Source organism: Paraburkholderia sp. RL17-383-BIF-A (assembly GCF_046028015.1).
Lineage (GTDB): Bacteria > Pseudomonadota > Gammaproteobacteria > Burkholderiales > Burkholderiaceae > Paraburkholderia.
The window spans coordinates 42,599-60,470 of the sequence record NZ_JARESR010000025.1 but is presented as its reverse complement, the minus strand read 5'-3'; the positions used below and the strand labels follow the sequence as shown (position 1 = coordinate 60,470).

Sequence of the window (17,872 nt, the reverse complement as noted above, 5' to 3'; positions counted from 1 at the left end):
CATCGCTATGCGGTATGCAGATGAAGCGTGCGCGCTTCGAACCGCAGCGCGAGTTCGTCGGAGGGCAGCGCCTTGCAGACGAGCCATCCCTGGATGTGGTCGCATCCCATCTCGGTGAGCAGGGTTCGTTGCGCTTCCGTTTCGACGCCCTCGGCCACCAGTTCGAGATCGAGTGTCTGCGCGAGGCCCACGACGGCGCTAACGATTGCCTGATCGTTTCGTGAGGTTAGCAGATTCTCGACAAAACTCCTGTCGATCTTAAGCTTGGCGAGCGGGAAGCGTTGCAGGTATGCCAGGCTCGAATAGCCGGTGCCGAAGTCGTCGACTGCAAAGCGGATGCCCATCGCCGTCAGGTCTTCGAGCAGGCCCTTGGCATGCGCCGGGTCGTGCATCAGCAGGCTTTCGGTGATCTCGAATACGAGGCGGCGCGGATCGATGCCGGTCAACGCGATCGCTTCGCGCACGGAGTCCTTGAAGCGCGGGTCGCGGAACTGCTGCGGCGACACGTTCACTGCTACATATTGCAGGGCGATGCCTTTGGCGTCCCACTGGATCAACTGCATGCAGGCCACCTTCAACACCCAGTTGCCGAGGAAGTTGATCAGGCCGATCGACTCCGCAAGCGGGATGAACATGGACGGCGGCACCAGCCCGTGCACCGGATGCGACCAGCGGATCAAGGCCTCCACGCCGACCACGCCGTGCGTGCGGCTGCTCGTGATCGGCTGGAAGTGCAGCGAGAATTCGCCGTTGCGCACGCCGTCGTAGAGATCGGCCTCCAGCTTGAGGCGCTCGGCGTCGGCTGGGTTGTCGTCGGGGACGTAAAAGGCGAGCGTATTGCCGCCGGCCGCCTTGGCCTGCAAGAGGGCATGGTCGGCCCAGCGCAGCAGATGGGTGTCGTGCGCGGCGGTGTCGTTGGCGTGACGCACGTCGGGATAGAGCGCAATGCCGATGCTCGCCGACAGGTGCACCTGCTGGCCGTTGAACACATACGGCTGCTGGATCGCGGTCAACAGGCGCCGCGCCAGCGCTTCGGCGGCGGCCGCCGCGTCGGTGCGGCTGGCAGCGGGCTTGATGAGAATCGCGAACTCGTCGCTCGCCACGCGCGCCACGGTCTCGCTCGGGCTCGTCATGTTCAGAATGCGGCGCGAGGTGTCGCGCAGCATTTCGTCGCCGGCGTCGTAGCCGAGCGCGCGGTTCACGCGCTGATAGTCGTCGAGGTCGAGCAGGAGCAGCGCCGCCGGCGTGCCGTGCGCGTCGGCTTGCTGCTGGGCCTCGAGCAGCGCCGGGATCAGTGCCGGCTGGTTGGCCAGATTGGTCAGGCGGTCCAGATGCAGCGCCTGGGTCAGACGTTCCTCGGTGGCGCGCCAGGCCGACACGTCGAAGCCGGCGATCGCATAGCCTTCGGTGCCGTCGTGAGTGCTGCGCACCACGCGCAACTCGACGGTGATCGGGTAGGTGAGCGACTTGATCAGGCCGAGCGTCGCCTTTTCGACATTGCCGGAGACGGCCGCGCGCGTGAGCAGGGCGTCGAGGCGCGGCACGTCGGCCGGCGCGACGAGATCGTGCAGCGTGATGGTCTCGAGGTACTCGCGGTGATAACCGATGAAGCGCAGGCTGGCGTCGGACACGTAGAGGAAGCGCAACTCGTCGTCGACGTGCGCCAGCAGGTCGACGGCGCCGACCACCTGTTCCAGTTGCGCAGTGCGGCTTGCTCCCGCCTGCGGTTTGCCATGCTCGCGCCGGCCGAGCGCACGAAGCCGGTCGATGACCGTGCGCAAGGAGCCCCGGCGGGGCGCGGTGATCCTGTTCGCTTCCATGTTTATCGCTGGCAACCTGTATTCGTCTGCAGGCGGGGCGGCTGTTTCCGCCTGGGTCGGCGGTCGAGAGGGTATCAGGCCGCCCCATCAGATCGAGATAACGGCCCAGGCCGGAAAATCTTTAGCGCGTGCTGAGAAAAACATCCGGTAAGGGATGTATGTGCGCCAAAGCGTCGCCTGGAGACCGAATCAGTTAAAGTGCCACGGCCCGACGTCCGTTAATACGGGAAACCCGTTGTGCAGTGCCGGCTATGACGCCGCTGCTGCGTAGCTTTCCGAACACTTGCACCGATGCTCATGTCTGACCGCCATCAAGCCGGGGCCCTTGCCCGGCACAGCGAGGTGCTCGAGTCGACTGCCGAAGGCTGCGAACCGCCGCCTCCCGTGCAGTTCGTCTATCTGGGCCGCCAGCCGATCCTCGATCGCGACGGCGCGCTCAATGCTTACGAGCTGTTGTTTAGAGCCGGCGCGCATAACTACGCCGAAGTCACCGACGACGCCCAGGCCACGGCGCAGGTCGTGGCGCGCGCGATCGGCGGGATCGGCGTGCCGACCGTGCTGGGCCGGCATCGCGGCTTCGTCAATATCGACCGTGCGCTGCTCTTTAGCGACATCGTCCATGTGATGCCGCCCGAGCGCTTCGTGCTCGAAATTCTCGAGACGGTGCGATTCGATGCGCAATTGGGCCGCCGTCTGGGCGAGTTGCGCCGCGCCGGCTTCCAGGTGGCGCTCGACGACGTCAGCGAACTGTCGGACGAGTTGCTCGCCGCGCTGCCCTACGCGGACATGGTCAAGATCGACTTCATGCAGACCGACCGCGCGGTGCTGCCAAAGCTCGCATGCCTGTTGCGCGGGCAGGGCAAGACGCTGATCGCCGAGAAGGTGGAGACGCGCGAAGACTTCGCGCTCGCTCGCGACCTCGGGTTCGACCTGTTTCAAGGCTATTTTTTCGCGCGCCCTCAGGTGCTGGCCGCGCCGCGCAACCGCTCGCCGCGGCCGGGCCTGCTGCGCCTGCTCGCGTTGCTGTCGCGAGATGCCGGCATTACCGAACTCGAAGCCGAACTCAAGCTGAATCCGAGCGTGGTGGTGCAACTGCTGCGCCTCGTCAATTCGAGCGCATTCGGCCTCGGGCGCAATATCGCGTCGCTGCGCGAGGCGATCATCGCCACCGGCACGCGGCAGATCGCGCGCTGGGCGCAACTGCTGCTCTATGCCGATAGCGGCGAGCTGCCGTTACGCGCCGATCCGCTGGTGCAACTGGCGGGCACGCGCTCGCGTTTCATGGAGCTGGCCGCGGGCTGGCTGCATCCGTCCGATGACGAGTTTGCCGATGCCGCGTTCATGACCGGTATTTTTTCTCTGATTCATGTGGTGCTCGGCAGCTCGCCAGGCGCGGCGCTGGAGAAGCTCGGCCTCGCGCCGCAGATTCGCGAAGCGATCGTGTTGCGGCAAGGCGAGCTGGGCACTTTGCTACGCCTTGCCGAGGCGGCCGGCGCGGGCGTCGATGCGGCGTCGATCGCGCTCGGCCCCGATGCGCCGGCCGGCTTCGTGGCCTTCACGCCTGAAGTGTTGGCGGAGCTGAACCTGTCGGCCGCGGCCTGGTTCGGCGCGCATATCGGAGAAGTGGTGACCTGACGGGCGGCCGGCCGGTCTCGCACTGCTTTCCGTGCGGAGCAACGGGTTGGCGCGGGTTGCCGTAGGTTGTCGTTGCCGGACTGACGGCAACGACTTGCGCATCCTTTCGGCGGGTTCTTACGTACCTTGTGAGTACGTGGTCCAATAGCGAAGTCGGCTGGCGTTCTCATGAACGCGGCGGCCCCGTTTTCATTGGATGAACCACGTGCATCAACGCCTGGAGGAACAGACAGATGAAGAAGAAACTCATATCGGCGGCACTGGCCGCAGCCGTGTCGGTGGGATTCGCGCTGCATTCGCTGACGGCCTCGGCGACCCTCAAGCCGGGCGACGTGGCGCCGGCGTTCACCGCGCAGGCTTCGCTGGGCGGCAAGACCTATACGTATTCGCTCGCGGCCGAACTGAAGAAAGGGCCGGTGGTGCTGTACTTCTATCCGGCCGCCTTTACCACGGGCTGCACGATCGAAGCGCACGAATTCGCGGAAGCCGTCGACGAATACAAGAAATATGGCGCGACGGTGATCGGCGTGTCGCACGACAACATCGACACCTTGACGAAGTTTTCGGTGAGCGAATGCCGCAGCAAATTCCCGGTCGCGGCCGACGCCGATTCGAAGGTGATCGGCGCGTATGACGCCGGCATGCCGATGCATGCGTCGATGGCCAATCGCGTGTCGTATGTGATCGCGCCGGACGGGAAGATCATCTATGAGTACACGAGCCTGTCGCCGGAGAAGCATGTCGAGAACACGCTGAAGGCGGTGAAAGACTGGGCCGCGACACACAAGCCGTAAAGTCGAAAGCGGGCGCTCACGCATTTCCCGCCATGGTTTCTTGCGGTGAGAGGCGAGCGCCGCGCGTGCCAGGCTGAGTTTTTCGTCTAGTGAGCTTGCGATGCCGATTATCGTTGCGTTGATGGCGCTGGTCGCGCTGGTGTACGGCGCGGTCCGCGCGTTTTATGCCCTGCAGGCAGCGTTCGGACTGGCCGTTGCGCTGGGCGTTGCCGCGCTGGCCGTTTTCCTGGTGATGGCCGCTCTGGCTTATTGGTGGCGCCGCCGCAAGGACGTGGCGCCGAATGTCCGCAATGGTGACTGGACTCACGAACTCCAGGGCAGTTGGGGATCGGTCCGGCTCGCGGCCGGCAAGCGCCTGTGTGAGATTCGGCTCGGCGAGCAGCACGGTGCCTATATCTTCGCCGATCTGCTGGAGGCCGAAGCGCAAGGCCGCGAGGCGCAAGCGCAGGTCGCCCTGAAGGTCAAGGACGCGGCGCGCGAGGTGTGGGTATTGCCCATGTCGAGCGAGCGGCAGGCGAGGCAATGGCAGCGGATTTTTCTGCTTGCGAGAGAGCAGAAGCTGTGAGGCCTCGCGTGCTCTAGCGCGCGCCTTGGGGGTGTTGGTCGTCAGTGCACAGCCCCCATGGCGCCGCGTTGGCAAACCCTCAGGAAGAAGGCGCCACTCCCGTTCTGCGAGCCTTGCGTGACTCCCACCTGACCCGGATCCGGTCCATATAGAGATACACCACCGGTGTCGTATAAAGCGTGAGCATCTGACTGACAATCAACCCACCGACAATCGCGATCCCGAGCGGCGCGCGCAGTTCCGCGCCTTCGCCGCGGCCAAACGCGAGCGGCAACGCGCCGAGCAGCGCAGCGAAAGTCGTCATCATGATCGGCCGGAAGCGCAGTACACATGCCTGAAAGATCGCATCGCGCGAGGACAGTCCTTGCCGCGATGCTTCGATCGCGAAGTCCACCATCATGATCGCGTTCTTCTTCACGATACCGATCAGCAGAATCACGCCGATCAGCGCGATGATGCTGAACTCGGTCTGGAAGAGCAGCAACGCCAGCAATGCGCCCACGCCCGCTGAAGGGAGCGTCGACAGAATCGTGAGCGGGTGGATATAGCTCTCGTACAGCATTCCCAGCACGATATAGACGGCGGCCAACGCGGCCAGAATCAGGATCGGCTGATCGGACATGGACTGCTGGAACGCCTGCGCCGTGCCCTGGAAACTGCCGTGGATCGTGCCCGGCATGCCGATCTGCGCCATCGTGTCGTAGATCGCCTGGGTCGCTGTCGACAGGGAGACGCCCGGAGGCAGGTTGAACGAAATCGTCGAGGCCACGAACTGGCTCTGGTGATTCACGGAGAGCGGCGTATTGCCTGGTCCGAAGCTCGCGATCGCCGATAGCGGCACCATGGTTTCCTTCGAGGTCGACACCGCCGCGCCCGACGAAGCGCTCGACTTGCCGCTCGCCGCGATCGAGTTGATCGCCTGGTTGCGCGCGGAGTCGGCGGCGATGCTCGCCGCGCTCGATGTGGTCGTGCCCGCCGTGCCGCCCGTCGTTGCGCTGGTGGACGAGGTCGTGGTGGCGGCGCTCGTCGCTGTCACCGTGCCCGCGGGCGCGTTGGTGGTCTGCGCGCCGCTCGCGCTGCCGCCCGAGGTGCTGATGTAGATCTGCTTCAGCATGTCCGGGCTCTGCCAGTACTTCGGCGCGACTTCCATCACCACGTGATACTGATTCAGCGGGTTGTAGATCGTCGACACCTGGCGCTGGCCGAACGCGTCGTACAAGGTGTTGTCGATCTGCGCCGGCTTGATGCCGAGGCGCGCGGCGGTGGCGCGGTCGATCGTCACCATCGCTTCCAGGCCGCCTTGCTGCTGGTCGGAATTGACGTCCGCCAGTTCGGGGCGCGCCTGCAACGCTTCGGTGAGCTTTGGCCCCCACAGGTACAGGTCGGGCGTCGAATCGGCCAGCAGCGTGAACTGGTACTGCGCGTTCGATTGCCGTCCGCCGACGCGAATGTCCTGCACCGCCTGCAGGAAGGTCCGCGCGCCGGCCACGTCGCCGAGCGGCGCGCGCAGTTGCTGGATCACCTGATCGGCGGAGGCTTTGCGCTCGGACTTCGGTTTCAGCGTCACGAACATGAAGCCGGAGTTGGTCTGCCGCCCGCCGGTGAAGCCGGCCACGCTGTCCACCGCCGGATTCTTGCCGACAATCTCCATCATCTGCGCGAACTTGCCTTTCATGGCCTGGAACGAGGTGCTCTGATCGGCCTGAATGCCGCCGATCAGTCGCCCCGTGTCCTGCTGCGGAAAGAAGCCTTTCGGCACGATGATATACAGCCAGACGTTCAGGCCGATTGTCAGCAGAAGCGTCGTCACGATCAGGCGCGGATGCAGCAGCGCCCAGCCGAGCGTGCGCTCGTAGCCGCGCTGCATCGACGCGAAGCCGCGTTCGAGCCAGCGGCCAAAGCGGCCTTCTTCCTTCTGCTCGTGCGGCTCGCGCAAGAGGCGCGAGCACATCATCGGCGTGAGCGTGAGGGAGACGATCAGCGAAACACCGATCGCGAGCGAGAGCGTCAGCGCGAATTCGCGGAACAGGCGCCCGACAATGCCGCCCATCAAGAGAATCGGCAGGAACACGGCGACCAGCGAAATACTGATCGACAGCACGGTAAAGCCGACCTCGCGTGCGCCGAGAAAGGCCGCTTTCATGCGCGGCACGCCGTTCTCGATATGTCGGGAGATGTTCTCCAGCACCACGATCGCGTCATCCACCACGAAGCCGGTCGCGATGGTCAAGGCCATCAGCGAGAGGTTGTCGATCGAGAACCCCAGCATGTACATCGCGCCGAACGTGCCGATGATCGAGATCGGCACGGCCACGCTCGGAATCAGCGTGGCGCGCCAGTTGCGCAGGAACAGGAACACCACCATCACGACCAGCGCGACCGCGATCACCAGCGTGCGCTCGGTGTCTTTCAGCGAGGCGCGGATCGTGGTGGAGCGGTCGGCGGCCGGCGCGATGTCGACATCCGCGGGCAGCGACGCGTGCAGTTGCGGCAGCATCGCCGTCACCCGGTCGATGGTGTCGATGATGTTCGCGCCCGGCTGGCGATACAGGATGACCAGCACCGAATGCTTGCCGTTGAAGAGGCCGAGATTGCGCAGGTCTTCGACTGAATCGACCACTTCCGCCACGTCGGAGAGCTTCACCGCCGAGCCGTTGCGATAGGCGATGACCAGGTCCCGGTATTGCGATGCTTTGCTGGCCTGGTCGTTGGTGTAGATCTGCACGCGGTTCGGGCCGAATTCGATCGAGCCTTTCGGGCTGTTCGCGTTGGCCGCGGCGAGCGCCGCGCGCACGTCTTCGAGACCGATGCCGTAGTGCGACAGCGCGTTGGGCTCCAGCTCGACGCGCACCGCCGGATTGGCCGAGCCGCTCACATCCACTTCGCCGACGCCGTCCACCTGCGACAGCGACTGTTGCAGCACGGTGGCCGCAGAGTCGTACAACTGGCCGGCAGTGAGCGTTTTCGACGTGAGCGCCAGAATCAGGATCGGCGCGTCGGCCGGATTGACCTTGTGGTAGGTCGGGTTGCTGCGCAAGCTCGCCGGCAGATCGGCGCGCGCCGCGTTGATGGCGGCCTGCACGTCGCGCGCGGCGCCGTCGATGTCGCGGTTCAGGCCGAACTGCATGGTGATGCGCGTCGAGCCGACCGAGCTCATCGAGGTCATTTCGGTGACGTCCGCGATCGAGCCGAGATGCCGTTCGAGCGGGCTGGCGACGCTGGTCGCCACGGTATCGGGACTCGCGCCCGGCAGCGTGGCCTGCACCGAAATGGTCGGGAAATCGACCTGCGGCAGCGGCGCCACCGGCAGCTTCGTGAACGCGAAGATGCCGGCCAGCGCGATGCCGACAGCGAGCAGCGTGGTGGCGACCGGGCGGGAGATAAACGGACGCGACAGGTTCATCGGTCAGGTCCCCGCATCGGTGGCGGGCGGCGTCGAGTCGCTGGACGAGCCGCCCCGATTGAAGCGCTCACGCGCACGGCGACCGAGCGAGTCGAACGCGAGGTAGATCACCGGCGTGGTGAACAGCGTCAGCAACTGGCTGACGATCAGGCCGCCCGCGATCGCGATACCGAGCGGGCGGCGCAATTCCGAGCCGGCGCCGGTGCCGAGCATGAGCGGCAGCGCGCCGAGCAGGGCGGCGAGCGTGGTCATCAGGATCGGCCGGAAGCGCAACAGACACGCCTGGTAGATCGCCTCGCGCGGGGGCTTGCCTTCCTCGCGCTCGGCATAGAGCGCGAAGTCGATCATCATGATCGCGTTCTTCTTCACGATACCGATCAGCAGCACGATGCCGATGATGCCGATGATGTCCAGATCATGCCCGGTGATGAGCAGCGCCAGCAACGCGCCGACACCGGCCGAGGGCAGCGTCGAGAGAATCGTGATCGGGTGAATGAAGCTCTCGTACAGCACGCCCAGCACGATGTACATCGTGACGATCGCCGCGAGGATCAGGAACAGTTCGTTCGAGAGCGACGCCTGGAAGGCCAGCGCCGCGCCCTGATAGCGTGTCTGGAACGACGCGGGCAAACCGATGTCCTTCTGCGCCTGGTCGATCGCCTTGACCGCCGCGCCGAGCGACGAGCCCGGTGCGAGGTTGAACGACACGGTGGTGGCCGGGAACTGGCTCAGGTGCGTGACCAGCAGCGGCGCGGGCTTCTCGATGAAACGCGCGATCGAGGAGAGCGGCACTTGCCCGCCCGAGGACGTGGAAGAGGGCAGATAGATCGACTTCAGCGATTCGGTGTAATGCTGCATCTGCGGCTGCGCTTCCAGAATCACGCGGTACTGGTTCGACTGCGTGAAGATGGTCGAGATGATGCGCTGGCCGAACGCGTCGTACAGCGCGCTGTCCACGGTGGCCGGCGTGATGCCGTAACGCGATGCGGTGGCGCGGTCGATCTCGATGTAGACCGACTGGCCGTTGTCCTGCAGGTCGGTGGCGACGTCCGCCAGTTCGGGCGACTGCCGCAGGCGCTCGACGAGCTTCGGCACCCACGTCGTGAATTCGCCGATATTCGGATCGGTCAGCATGAACTGATACTGCGTCGGGCTCACCGTCGAATCGATCGTCAGGTCCTGAACCGGCTGCATGTATAGCGACGCGCCGGGAATATGCGCGACGTCGCGTTGCAACTGGCGGATCACTTCGCTTGCGGTGCTGCTGCGGTCGTCGCGCGGCTTCAGGTTGATCAGCATGCGGCCGCTGTTCAGCGTGATATTGCTGCCGTCCACGCCGATGAACGAAGTCAGGCTTTCCACGTCCGGATTCTTCAGGATCTGCGCGGCGAGTTCCTGTTGACGCTCGGCCATCGACGCATACGACACCGATTGCGGCGCCTGCGTGATCGCCTGGATCACGCCGGTGTCCTGTACCGGGAAGAAGCCCTTCGGAATGTACACGTACAGCAGTCCGGTCAGCACCAGCGTGAGGAGTGCGACGACCAGCGTGGAGCGCTGCCGGTTCAGCACCCACGTGAGCGCGACCGCGTAGCGCGCGATCACCCAGTCGATCGCGCGGTGCGCCTTGGCCTCGAAACGGTGGCTCTCGTGCGGCGGCGTGTGGCGCAGCAGCTTCGCGCACATCATCGGCACGAGCGTGAGCGACACGATCGCTGAGATCACGATCGTCACGGCGAGCGTAATGGCGAACTCGTGGAACAGGCGGCCGACCACGTCGCCCATGAAGAGCAGCGGAATCAGCACGGCGATCAGCGAGACCGTCAGCGAAATGATCGTGAAGCCGATCTGTTTCGAACCCTTGAGCGCGGCTTCGAGCGGCGACTCGCCTTCTTCCACGTAACGCGCGATGTTCTCGATCATCACGATCGCGTCGTCCACCACGAAGCCGGTCGCGATGGTCAGCGCCATTAAAGACAGGTTGTCGAGCGAGAAGCCGCACAGGTACATCACGGCGAGCGTGCCGATCAGCGACAGCGGCACCGAGAGACTCGGAATGATGGTCGCGTAGACGTTGGCGAGGAACAGGTACATCACCAGCACCACCAGCACGACCGACATGGCCAGTTCGAACTGCACGTCGCGCACGGAAGCGCGGATCGTGGTGGTGCGGTCGGTGACGATTTCCACGTCGAGCGCGGCGGGCAGCGACTGCTGCAATTGCGGCAGCAGTTTCTTGATGTTGTCCACCACCTGAATCACGTTCGCGCCCGGCTGGCGCTGCACGTTCAGAATGATCGCCGGTGTGCCGTTCACCCATGCGCCGAGCTTGGTATTTTCCGCGCCCTGCACGATGGTGGCGACGTCGGTCAGCATCACCGGACGGCCGTTCTTGTACGCGACCACCGCGCTCTTGTACGCCTCGGCGTCGGTCAACTGGTCGTTCGCGTTGATCGTGTAGTTGCGCGTGGGACCGTCGAAGTTACCCTTCGGCGTGTTGACGTTCAGGTTCGAGATGGTAGTGCGCAGGTCGTCGAGATTCAGGCCATACGCGGCGAGCGCGCGGGGATTCGCCTGAATGCGCACGGCCGGACGCTGGCCGCCCGACAGGCTCACCAGACCCACACCCGCCACCTGGGAGATTTTCTGCGCGAGACGCGTATCGGCCAGATCCTGCACCTGCGTGAGCGGCAGCGTCTTCGAGGTGATCGCGAGCGTGATGATCGGCGCGTCGGCCGGATTGACCTTGGCGTAGATCGGCGGCGCGGGCAGGTCCGAAGGCAGCAGGTTGCCCGCCGCGTTGATGGCGGCCTGGACTTCCTGCTCGGCGATGTCGAGCGGCAGATCGAGGCTGAATTGCAGCGTGATGATCGACGAGCCGGCCGAGCTTTGCGACGACATCTGATTGAGCGACGGCATCTGCCCGAACTGGCGCTCGAGCGGCGCGGTGACCGACGAGGTCATCACATCCGGGCTCGCGCCCGGATAGAAGGTCTGCACCTGGATGGTCGGATAGTCGACTTCGGGCAGCGCGGAGAGCGGCAAAAAGCGCAGCGCGACGAGACCGACCAGCATGATCGCCGCCATCAGCAGCGCGGTGCCGACGGGGCGCAGAATAAAGGCGCGGGATGGATTCATGCGGTAGGTGCCGTGCCTTTATTGCGAGGCTTGCGCCGCGTGTTTGCCATGATGCCCGTGCGCGCCCGAGGCGCCCGAGGCCGCGGCCGCGCCGCGCGCACCCGAGGCGCTTGAAGCACCTGCCGCACCTGACGCACCTGAAGCGCCCCGAGGCTTGTCCGCCGGAATCGTGATTTTCGCGCCTTCCTTCAGGCGGTCCGAGCCGTCGATCACGACGCGCTCGCCGACAGCCAGTCCGGATTTGATACTGGTGCGCTCGCCATCCACGGGGCCGACCTTGACCGGACGCACGGTGACGGTGTTGTCCGCCTTCACGACGTACACGAACGGTCCCATCGAGCCGTTGAGCACGGCCGGCGTCGGCACGATCACGGCGTCCTTGATCGTGTCGACCAGCAGCCGCGTATTCACGAACTGATTCGGGAACAGCAGGTTCTTGCTGTTCTGGAAGATCGCGCGCAGCTTGACCGTGCCGGTGGTGGTGTCGATCTGGTTGTCCAGCGTTTCGAGCATGCCGCCTTCGAGCGAGGTGGTGTTGCTGCGGTCATACGCGGTGACCGAGAGCTTGGCGCCCGCCTGGGTCTGCTGGATGATTTGTTGCAGATTGTCTTCGGAGGTGGTGAAGATCACGCTGATCGGCTGCAACTGCGTGATCACGACGATGCCGTTGGTCAGGCTCGGCGTCACGTAGTTGCCGGGATCGACCTGGCGCAGACCGACGCGTCCCGACACGGGCGCGGTGATGCGCGCGTAGATGAGATCGAGCTTGTAGGTATCGATATTGGCCTTGTCGGACTTCACCGTGCCTTCGTATTGCCGCACGAGCGACGCCTGCGTATCGACCTGCTGGCTGGCAATGGAGTCTTGCGAGAGCAGGGTCTGATAACGCTTCAGGTCGAGGCGGGCGGTTTGCAGCAGCGCCTCGTCGCGCGCGAGCGTGCCTTGCGCGTTATCGAGCGAGATCTGATAGGGGCGCGGGTCGATCTGGGCCAGCACGTCGCCCTTCTTGACCATCTGGCCTTCCTTGAAATACACGTCCTGCAGCGTCCCGCTCAGCTGCGGCAGCACGGTGACGTTGGCAAGCGGCGTGACCGTGCCGAGGGCGGTCAGCACCACCGGCATCTCGCCCTGCGTGGCGGTCGCCACATGAACGGGTTGCGCCATATTGGCCATGCCGCCGGGACCGCCGCGGCCGGGCCGTCCGCCGCTCGCCGCGCTGGCGCCGGACGCGCCGCTTGCACCGCCGCCGGGGCCGCCCCACGGATGCCAGCGCCACAGCACGAACCCGAGGATGACGAGCGCCGCGACGATCAGCGCGAGATTGCGGCCGCGGTGCCGCTTCACCATGCCGGGCGCGCTGGTCGGTGTGCCGGCCGGGCCGCCGCGGGAGGACGGTTGGGAAGCCGGAGGGATGGGGCGTGTGGTTTCCGAATGCTTTTGTTGTTCGTCCATCGGTTCGGTCAGGTGACTGGCTTGGATGTGAGCCGCTCGCGCGTTCCTGCCGTTTCGACAGTTCGGCGGACCGGCATGCGAGTGGCGCGGCAGGCGGTTTCGACAACGGCTGCACCGCGCGCGTTCAGCGCGATGCTACCGGAGACGCGGGACAAGGATGCTAACGCAAGGCGGCATCCTGGCAGGCGGGCGCAACGTCGTTCAAAAGGAAGACGGCAAGCCGGGCGTGTGTCCCGCGACGGGAAGGCATGATCCTACGTCGCGGGCTCTGTAACAGTCCACCCGCGTATTTTTCTTTTGATTACGAAGGTTACAGGATGGGTTGCCATGGCCATGGCCGCCGACCGGCGAGCCGTTGACCGCTTCAGGTATCGAGGCGGCGCCCGGGTGTGCCGCCGATTTCGAGCACGATGTTGGCCACGCACTCGAGCAGCGCGGGGGCGGCGCGCGTGATCAGCCAGTCGCGCGGGCACTGGTCGGCCGAGCCGCCGCAGTTGACCGCGTAGCGTTCGCCCGAGGGGCCGGTAAAGCCCAGCGCGATCGCGTTCAGGCCGTCGTACCATTCGCCGGTGGCGATGGCGAAGCCGCGCTCGATGGTTTCCTGCAACGCGCTCTCAAGCCGGCTGCCGACATGGCCCCAATCGTCGCCTTCCGCGGCTTGCAAGCCGATCAGCAATTTTTCCCGTTCCGGCGCTTCGAGCGCGGCGAGATAGGCACGGCCGATGGCGGTGCGGCTCAGATTCATGCGCGAGCCGATCTCGAGACGCGACACCAGCACCGCCGAGCGCGGCCGGATCGCGTCGATCACCACCATGTCGAGGCGGTCGCGCACGGCCAGATGCACGGACAACGCAGTGCGTTCCGCGAGTTCGATCAGGAACGGCCGCGCGCGAGCGCGAATGTCGAAGTTGCGCAGAAAACCGTTGCTCAACTCCAGTACGGACGAGGTCAGGACGAAACGCTCGCTATCGGGCAAGCGGAACAGGAAACCCGCGCCGACCAGCGTCGCGGTGATTCGCGAAACGGTGGGCTTGGGAATGCCGGTCATTTCGGTCAGCTCGCGGTTGCTAAGCGGCGCGTCGGCAGCGGCCACAGCGCGCAGCACCGTCAGGCCGCGTGCGAGGGCGGTCACTTCCTCGCCGGAGCCGTCTTTTTCTTTGGCCGGATCAGCTACGGTTCGCAAGGGGGTGGGTCGGATCATGGAAATTTTTTGGAACTTTATTTCAGTTTTCTGCCCTCAGCCTTACTGGTGGCTGTCTCTCTCAGTGCCGCCGCAGGCCCCAAAGTGGGGCATGGATATGCTTTCCATCAGAAGATTTATTGTATCGGAACATTTTGCCGCAACGGCTGATGTCCTTTATATTTTGCTTGACTTAGTCAGCATAACCATAAAAAATGGAATCCTATTTCGAAAGACGGTTTCAGGTTCAGGATTTTGAAGTTTTCTGAACCCGCCGTGGCCCGCGCAAAGTCTGGTCGAGTGTCTTCTCATAGTCCTCCGCAACAGTCCATGTCGTGCACCTTAACGGCGCCGCATCGCAGGCCAAACTTTCGAATACCGTCTCTCAGGTTCTAGCACGGCCCTCGGAATGGCTAGAACTTTTTAAGGCGTCACGGAAACGTGACGCCTTTTTTTTCGACTTTTTCGTCGAGTGGTCTCTCGCGCGCGATCCCGCGTTCCGCGACGCGATGCGTGAATCATGCGTGGCTATTCATACGACGCAACCCGCAATCATCAGACTGACGCAGCGAAACTTCCATTCGAACGCGGTATGTATCGTGCTATTTTTTCCTAAATTGCGCACAAAATACGAGACATGAAATCGATCCTGGACCTTCCCGGCAACGCTGCCGGTTTGCAGGCGCTCTTCGGAGCGCTCGAGGGTCCGCATGTCCTCGTGGGCGTGTACGATCCGGCCGATCGGCTCGACTTTGCAAACAGTACGTTCAGGACCGCGTTTCAGATCGACGAAGGCGGACGCGATATGACCTTCGCCGACGTCATTCTGCACGGCGTGCTCAAACAGTGCGGCGCACGCATCGATCGCGGCGATGCGCTGGAGTTCATCGCCGAAACGCAGGCGGGGCGGCGCGGCCAGCCGGGTCAGCGCAATTTCGCCACCGATCTCGTGGACGGGCGCTGGTACTGGATGACCGAGACGCTGCTCGAGTCCGGCTGGCTCGTCGTGATCGGCACGGAAATTTCGACCTTGCGCCACGGCGAACAGGCGTTGATCGCGTCACGCGACCGCGCCATTCAGGAGGCGCGCACCGACGCGTTGACGGGCCTCGCCAACCGGCGGCACGCCTTATCGTATCTGGAGCTGGCGATTTCAGCGTTCGTGCATGCCACCGTGCCGCTTACGCTCGCGCTGGTCGACCTCGATCATTTCAAGAGTATCAACGACACCTATGGGCACGCTGCCGGCGACGCCGTGTTGCGCGACTTCGCAGAGCTGAGCCGCAAGGCGATGCGGCAGTCGGATCTGATCGGCCGGATCGGCGGGGAGGAATTCCTGATGGTGTGTCCGGGCACCTCTGTCGACGAAGCCGTGGCGGCGGTCGAGCGAATCCGCTGCAGTTTGACCGGGCGGCGCGTGGCGATCGGCGCGGAGATTTCGATCGGCTACTCGTTTTCGTCCGGTGTATGCGGCGTGGAGTTGACCGACGACATCAACATCGCGCTCGAGCGCGCCGACCGTGCGTTGTACACGGCAAAACGCGCGGGCAGGAATCGCGTCGTGTCGCGACGGCAGGGACACGCCTGATGACCAAAGCGTGAGCGGCAGGCGCGCCGGCGACAGCCGCCCGCCGCGCTTTCAGCGTGACAGCAACGACACGGTCGCGATGCCGAGAATGGTCATGACGAGCGACGCACCCACGTGAATCACGATCTCGCCCGCGGCCCAGCCGAGCCGGCCGTCCTGCAGCCGCTGCACGACTTCTGCTGAAAAAGTCGAGAAGGTCGACAGGCCGCCCATCAAGCCGGTGATGACGAAGAGCCGCCATTCCGGCGCGATCTGCGGCGCCCGCGCGAACCCCGCGACGGCGACGCCGATGACATACCCTGCAATGACGTTGGCGGCGAGGGTGCCGAGCGGCAAGCCACTGAACAGGCCGTTCAGGCGGATGCCAAGAAACCAGCGAAATAGCGAACCGAGCGCGCCGCCGATACCGACAGCGAGAATGGACCAATACATGGGGAGGCCTGACAAAACCGGAGTGTCGACAAACCGGGCTGAGTGTGGCGCGCGACGCCGCGTCCGCAATCATCCGGGCGAAGCAGGCATCATCAGCCACAGGGGCGGTTAATGGAGAATGCCATCTCCAGCGCAGAAGTCTAACACCGCCAGTTCATGTGGGGACAGTTCGGTGCCGGCGCGCGGAAGCAGGCTGGCCCGCGCCCGGCGCTCGAATCCGGGGCGCCCTCTGGCTACGCGCAAGCGCCGGATGCAGCGCCGCCAGTGCGCTTGCGCGCGGCAAGAAAGCCGCTGAAACGTGCTTACTCGGACGTCGCCGAAATCTTGTGGATCGACAGATCGGCGCCGTTGTACTCGTCTTCCTGATCGAGTCGCAGGCCCACGGTCAGACGGATCGCGCCATATACGAGCGTGCCGCCGAGCGTCGCCACCACGATCCCGCCCAGAGTGCCGACCAGTTGCGCACCGAACGACACGCCACCCATGCCGCCGAGCGCGCGCAGGCCGAAAATGCCCGCCGCGAGCCCGCCCCACGCGCCGCACAGACCGTGCAAGGGCCATACGCCCAGCACGTCGTCGATACGCCAGCGGTTCTGCACGCAGGTGAACATGTAGACAAACAGCACGCCGGCGATGCCACCCGTCACCAGGGCGCCGAGCGGATGCATGATGTCGGAGCCGGCGCAGACCGCCACCAGTCCGGCAAGCGGGCCGTTATAGGTGAAGCCGGGGTCGTTGCGGCCGGCGAGCCACGCGGTCAGCGTGCCGCCGACCATCGCCATCAGCGAATTGACGGCGACGAGGCCGCTGATCTTGTCGATGGTCTGCGCGCTCATCACGTTAAAGCCGAACCAGCCCACCGCCAGCACCCAGGCACCCAGCGCGAGGAACGGAATATTCGACGGCGGATGCGCTGCGATGCCGCCGTCGCGGTGGTAGCGGCCGTGGCGCGCGCCTAGCAATAGCACAGCCGGCAGGGCGACCCAACCGCCGAACGCATGCACGACGACCGAACCGGCGAAGTCGTGGAACTGCGCGCCGAACACCTGGACCAGCCAGTTCTGGACGCCGAAGCGGCCATTCCAGGCAATCCCTTCGAAGAACGGATAGATGAAGCCGACCAGCACGAACGTCGCGAACAGTTGCGGATTGAATTTCGAGCGTTCGGCGATGCCGCCCGACACGATCGCCGGAATCGCGGCGGCGAAGGTCAGCAGGAAGAAGAAGCGCACCAGTGCATAGCCGTTGTGCGCCGCCAGCGATTCGGCGCTGCCGAAAAACTGCACGCCGTATGCAATCGTGTAGCCGATAAAGAAGTACGCGATCGTCGAGACCGAGAAATCCACCAGAATCTTGACCAGCGCATTGACCTGATTCTTCTTGCGCACGGTACCGAGTTCGAGAAAGGCGAACCCTGCATGCATCGCCAGCACCATGGCGGCGCCGAGCAAAAGAAAGAGGGTATCGGTGCCCGTTTTCAGACTTTCCATCGATATGTCCTGCTTATGCCAAAAAAGCGGGCAATGGATGCAAGAAGCGGGCCAAATTTGTGCCGAGCCGCATCGAACCAGTGCAATTCGGCACCGGAATGGGATTCTGCGCGGGTTTCGTCCACTATCATCCGAATGGGTCTGCACAATCGAGTGGCGCGTAACAGCACAATAAATGTGCATGGCGTTTCGATTACGGGCTGGTCGACCCAAATAGGGGCGAAATATTCGATTTTATTTACGTTTAATTCAAAATGCTGACGATTAATTGGCACTCGTTGCTTCCGTTCGACGCCGCCCGCCGGCGAATGGGCGGCCAATGGCGTGCCCTCTTTGTTTTCCCACGCAATCGCCGACATAATGTGCCGTCCCCGA

The 17,872-nt window shown here is 64.3% G+C and carries 13 protein-coding genes and 1 riboswitch; of the genes, 5 read left to right on the top strand and 8 right to left on the bottom strand.

All coding sequences use genetic code 11. From position 1 onward, the window contains the following. Positions 1–5: 5 nt before the first annotated feature. Positions 6–1,820 carry a putative bifunctional diguanylate cyclase/phosphodiesterase gene (locus P0D71_RS25065; protein WP_408186836.1) on the bottom strand — a complete coding sequence of 605 codons (1,815 nt, stop codon included), beginning with the start codon at positions 1,818–1,820 and terminating at the stop codon, positions 6–8. Positions 1,821–2,117: 297 nt separating this feature from the next. On the opposite strand from P0D71_RS25065, the gene P0D71_RS25060 reads away from it, so the two are divergent. The 3 genes from P0D71_RS25060 to P0D71_RS25050 all read left to right on the top strand — a co-directional run bounded on the left by P0D71_RS25060 (position 2,118) and on the right by P0D71_RS25050 (position 4,814). Further along, entirely contained in the window at positions 2,118–3,455 is a 1,338-nt protein-coding gene (locus tag P0D71_RS25060) for an EAL and HDOD domain-containing protein (RefSeq protein ID WP_408482631.1), read from the top strand. Between the two features lie 233 nt (positions 3,456–3,688). Next, positions 3,689–4,249, top strand: a complete 561-nt coding sequence (locus P0D71_RS25055) for a peroxiredoxin (protein ID WP_408343141.1) — start codon at positions 3,689–3,691, stop codon at positions 4,247–4,249. Positions 4,250–4,349: 100 nt separating this feature from the next. Beyond that, complete coding sequence (locus P0D71_RS25050) at positions 4,350–4,814, top strand: hypothetical protein (protein WP_408482629.1); 465 nt, start codon at positions 4,350–4,352, stop codon at positions 4,812–4,814. A 79-nt stretch (positions 4,815–4,893) separates the two neighbouring features. Here the strand turns inward: P0D71_RS25050 and P0D71_RS25045 are convergent, their stop codons facing one another. From P0D71_RS25045 to P0D71_RS25030, 4 genes are all read right to left on the bottom strand, one after another. Beyond that, positions 4,894–8,217 carry an efflux RND transporter permease subunit gene (locus P0D71_RS25045; protein ID WP_408296976.1) on the bottom strand — a complete coding sequence of 1,108 codons (3,324 nt, stop codon included), beginning with the start codon at positions 8,215–8,217 and terminating at the stop codon, positions 4,894–4,896. 3 nt (positions 8,218–8,220) lie between these two features. Next, positions 8,221–11,355, bottom strand: a complete 3,135-nt coding sequence (locus P0D71_RS25040; RefSeq protein WP_408482627.1) for an MdtB/MuxB family multidrug efflux RND transporter permease subunit — start codon at positions 11,353–11,355, stop codon at positions 8,221–8,223. A gap of 18 nt (positions 11,356–11,373) precedes the next feature. Continuing rightward, positions 11,374–12,807 carry an MdtA/MuxA family multidrug efflux RND transporter periplasmic adaptor subunit gene (locus P0D71_RS25035; protein ID WP_408482625.1) on the bottom strand — a complete coding sequence of 478 codons (1,434 nt, stop codon included), beginning with the start codon at positions 12,805–12,807 and terminating at the stop codon, positions 11,374–11,376. A gap of 364 nt (positions 12,808–13,171) precedes the next feature. Next, the gene (locus tag P0D71_RS25030; RefSeq protein WP_408482624.1) at positions 13,172–14,008 is read right to left on the bottom strand and encodes an IclR family transcriptional regulator; all 837 of its coding nucleotides are present in this window, start codon (positions 14,006–14,008) and stop codon (positions 13,172–13,174) included. On the opposite strand from P0D71_RS25030, the gene P0D71_RS25025 reads away from it, so the two are divergent. Further along, positions 14,007–14,246, top strand: a complete 240-nt coding sequence (locus P0D71_RS25025) for a hypothetical protein (protein ID WP_408482622.1) — start codon at positions 14,007–14,009, stop codon at positions 14,244–14,246. The two genes, P0D71_RS25030 and P0D71_RS25025, sit on opposite strands and share 2 nt — an antisense overlap. A gap of 378 nt (positions 14,247–14,624) precedes the next feature. Next, a complete protein-coding gene (locus P0D71_RS25020) occupies positions 14,625–15,575 on the top strand; it encodes a GGDEF domain-containing protein (protein WP_408482620.1) in 951 nt (316 codons plus the stop codon). Between the two features lie 51 nt (positions 15,576–15,626). On the opposite strand, the gene crcB is transcribed toward P0D71_RS25020, so the two are convergent. The 3 genes from crcB to P0D71_RS25005 all read right to left on the bottom strand — a co-directional run bounded on the left by crcB (position 15,627) and on the right by P0D71_RS25005 (position 17,856). Beyond that, entirely contained in the window at positions 15,627–16,007 is a 381-nt protein-coding gene (gene crcB, locus P0D71_RS25015) for a fluoride efflux transporter CrcB (protein WP_408482618.1), read from the bottom strand. Between the two features lie 76 nt (positions 16,008–16,083). After that, positions 16,084–16,145: riboswitch (Fluoride riboswitch) on the bottom strand. Positions 16,146–16,309: 164 nt separating this feature from the next. Beyond that, the gene (locus P0D71_RS25010; RefSeq protein WP_091794976.1) at positions 16,310–17,497 is read right to left on the bottom strand and encodes an ammonium transporter; all 1,188 of its coding nucleotides are present in this window, start codon (positions 17,495–17,497) and stop codon (positions 16,310–16,312) included. Next, positions 17,485–17,856 (bottom strand): hypothetical protein, encoded by a 372-nt coding sequence (locus P0D71_RS25005; RefSeq protein WP_408482616.1) that lies wholly within the window; start codon positions 17,854–17,856, stop codon positions 17,485–17,487. Before P0D71_RS25005 ends, P0D71_RS25010 begins: the two co-directional genes overlap by 13 nt. Positions 17,857–17,872: the final 16 nt, after the last annotated feature.